General features: G+C 47.3%; 2 protein-coding genes and 1 pseudogene. All 3 read right to left on the bottom strand.

The window, feature by feature from the left end; all coding sequences use genetic code 11:
* Nucleotides 1–324: 324 nt before the first annotated feature.
* A pseudogene (locus BM258_RS24135) lies at nucleotides 325–498 on the bottom strand (ATP-binding protein); the annotation flags it as partial.
* Between the two features lie 43 nt (nucleotides 499–541).
* Complete coding sequence (locus tag BM258_RS24140) at nucleotides 542–1,612, bottom strand: Abi family protein (protein WP_090075790.1); 1,071 nt, start codon at nucleotides 1,610–1,612, stop codon at nucleotides 542–544.
* Between the two features lie 183 nt (nucleotides 1,613–1,795).
* Nucleotides 1,796–3,280 carry an AIPR family protein gene (locus BM258_RS24145; RefSeq protein ID WP_244544831.1) on the bottom strand — a complete coding sequence of 495 codons (1,485 nt, stop codon included), beginning with the start codon at nucleotides 3,278–3,280 and terminating at the stop codon, nucleotides 1,796–1,798.
* Nucleotides 3,281–3,347 lie beyond the last annotated feature (67 nt).

The raw sequence follows: 3,347 nt of genomic DNA on the forward strand, positions 1-3,347 counted from the left end.
CCTCGAAGATTGGTGGATTCGCGTAGCAACGACGATCCAATCAGATGCACCGCCAACTTTCAAATCCTCCAAACACCAGATTCACCTATAGCTCATGGCCGAGACCTTTATTCTCGAAACAGGCACCATGATCATGCTCGACCACATGGCAGAGAGCAGATACATGGTATTTTAGCGCAATCAAGCTGATTTATAGTTCTTTCAGATTAGTTGGACAGGAAGACGACACCTCTTCCCTGATGCGTATTCCGGCGTATCCGCCCACCAGTTCCTGACTATCCACCCACCTCTGATGCGTTGCCGTGAGGCTGATAATTTTAGTTATCAGTGTGAGCTTGTTTCATCATCCATATTGGCGTGAGTTTTTCGAAACCATTGCCCCTCAAGTTCGAGGCGATAGGCGTTGTGAACGAACCTATCGAGGATGGCATCAGCGAAGGTCGGCTCACCAGTGGCATCATGCCAAGTGCTGATAGGCAGTTGGCTGGTGATGAGAGTCCAGGCATTCCATAAGAAAATGAAGTTTCAACCATCCCGTCATTCAATATCGCCTATGGGCCCGCAAAATTACCCCAATAGGCGCTCCATCATCTGGGCTCACAGCAACGATGACGCGCGTCTTCGGCTCTTTCAGTATTTTGACGGCATCAAAGAACGACGATTCTGCTGTCATTGACCGAAAGCCATTCGCGACAGCTGGTATGTTCAAAACATCTGCGATGGAGTGGTCATTTAAATCGACCATGCCATCTAACTTCATAGCCGCGGTCGCCATGTATTGCCCAAGTTGCTCGTGCGTAATTGCTCCCACGATATTTTCATTCTCCATGCAAACGAATGCTGAACATGTTTGAGCCTCTTCGTTCGCGAGACATGCCAACTTGGATGTCCGTTCAACGACTATGAACCTTTTGTCTGTTTTGCTTTCCAACGTAACAGGTGCGGATCCTGCCAGATTTGGCCGGCTACGCATTACAGCGCTGACGGTAGAGTGATGCCGCATCCAATCAGCTGTGATTTTGCATCGAAGTTCCACCAGTTTAATCATTTTCGATTGAAGATCGGGGACGTTCAAATCAAGAATGGGCTCATAGTGCGCGACCCTGTTTCTAAGGCGATTAATCTCTTTAACAAGCGTCTGAATTTGTCGCCGCCCCTCACCATGGGAAAGACCTGGAAACGCGATGTTCGCTTTAGTTCTCCAAAGATTACTATACTCGTTGCGAAACAGATTGGACCAGAAATCAAAGGTGAGCTCTGCAATCACTTTGTCGCGCGCGTTTGACCTAGCTCTTTCTATTGCCTTATCCAAGGTACTCAAGCTTTGTGGTGTCAGAACAGTATCGCGAAAGTTGGCATCTTCATGCCAAGCAGCCCCAAAAATCTTCAGCAAGGCACTATCTACTGCATTGCGCAAGGTCACTTCCGTAACGCTCAGCGGAAACAGAAACGATTTTGCAAGCTTTACGTTGTAGAGATATAACGCGAATGCAAAGGTCTCATTTCCACTGGCTTTCGCAAGGTAGGTCGCGAATCTTGGCTCAGAGAGTGATCCCTTCAGCGCTGCTATCGCTTCAACATCGTATGAGTATGGAACTTGACTTTCGGCCATTGCAGCGATAGATTCCCTTTAGAGCAGTCGAATTGGCCCCACTGGCATATGCTATGCGCCGCCGACATCAGATTAGAACACCAGGTCGGGCGAGTCCCCACCTGGTGTTTCTGTTTTGGAGAAAATTCTCGTTGAATTCAACCGCTTTGGCTCTCAGAACTCAACTATTGCTTGTCTTCCAACTTACGATATCGCCAACAATTCAAAAAAGTCTGCTTGTTTGGCACTGATCTCACCCAAAATGCGCTCCTTGGTTCGCGAACTTCGGAACATCTGGTAGTGCGCGACAGCTTTCTGCTGACTGCAGGCGGCAGCAACCCTCCGGATAGCTTCATCAACCAAAGCACGCGCATCATCGCCGGTTGGAAGTTGCTTCTTTCCAGACTTAACATGAAGCAGCTTGCAGGCAAAAAGAACGAACCAATGGCCATAGACGAGGTACTGGTGTTCGTGGCCGCTTTCTGGCGATGCTCCAAATTCGGATTGATACCCATCCCTCATTTCTTCGATAACAGTATAAAGCTTATAAAGCCTGATTAGTTCATCTATGCTTTGCCTATTGTCGAAAATATAGTGAAAGCGGGAATCAAAGATTGAATCTGATTCAGTCTTCGCCTTATCCGGCTCTCTTAGTTCAAAAGAAAGAATAACTTGTCCAAGTTTCAGTGCATCGATCCGCTTCTCATCCGGTTTGTCGGAATGCATGTTTTTCTTTCGCTCAAAAAAGTAACCATATTCTTTAAATGCCAACTCCAATTTCTTTAACGTCCCGTGGTTCGACATCAGATCCCGACTCTGAATTCGCGCTTGACTGTTGGTTGCAACCGCTACTCTCTCTGCTATATCTGCTCTATCCGTCGCGTACATTCGTACCATTACCACAACATCCGCAAGCGCGTCCGGGTTCGCCCTTGCTGCTTCAACGAGAGAATGCGAGGTCTGTGCGCCGTTAACAATTTGAAAATCTCTAAAAATCAGTTTAGGGTTGGCGTGACCCTTATTATAAGTAAAACTCTTGCATGTGATAGTAACACCGTTGTTCAGATACCAGAAAAGGTAGCTATCTGAACATGTGGCACTTGAAATAATGTCCTGGTTGAAGCCGCCCTTGGCGCCTAAGAAGACTCGTAGGTTGTCATCAAACAGATGACGCTTGATCGTTTCTCCGTCTTCCGTGGTGATCAAATCCACGAAAGACCGGGCATCAACGGATGCACTAGCTCCTCGCACATCACCATCTATCCGCTCGAGGATTTCTTTACTGATTACTTGAAGCTGCCCGTCTTCTGCCTGTCTGCCCTCAGCAGACATGGAGCGTACGACATCATGACCACTGTAGAACTCGAATGAAACCGAAGGGTGAGAAGTCTTGACGCTATCAATAATGCCCTGAGCTGAAGTCGCAAATCCTGAACCGTTCGAACAAAAGATCACCTTGTAGCGACAGATTTTTCCCTTGTTATGTAGTTCCCAAATCCGACGAACTGCTTCCTGCAAACGAAAATTACCGCTTTCAGCCAGAGTAGTCGCCTTGTCAAAGAGCTCATTCAAGAATAGTGAAATTTTCAAGACATCGGCGTCATTGATCGTCTTATGGCATGAAGCTTGCTTTTCTCTGTATTTGGACTGGAATAGAAAGACAGAGCTGGTCCCAGGCATTTGGACCATGTGTTAAGGTGGATCGCCTGAACAGAAAGACGATCCGAAATGACGAAGAGAAAACGCTACTCTGCCG

Source organism: Cohaesibacter marisflavi (assembly GCF_900115225.1).
GTDB lineage: Bacteria > Pseudomonadota > Alphaproteobacteria > Rhizobiales > Cohaesibacteraceae > Cohaesibacter > Cohaesibacter marisflavi.

Bases quoted from the DNA above. Each gene is read 5' to 3' on its own strand.
- BM258_RS24140 (WP_090075790.1), bottom strand. From the start codon at position 1,612: ATGGCCGAAAGTCAAGTTCCATACTCATACGATGTTGAAGCGATAGCA.
- BM258_RS24145 (WP_244544831.1), bottom strand. From the start codon at position 3,280: ATGGTCCAAATGCCTGGGACCAGCTCTGTCTTTCTATTCCAGTCCAAA.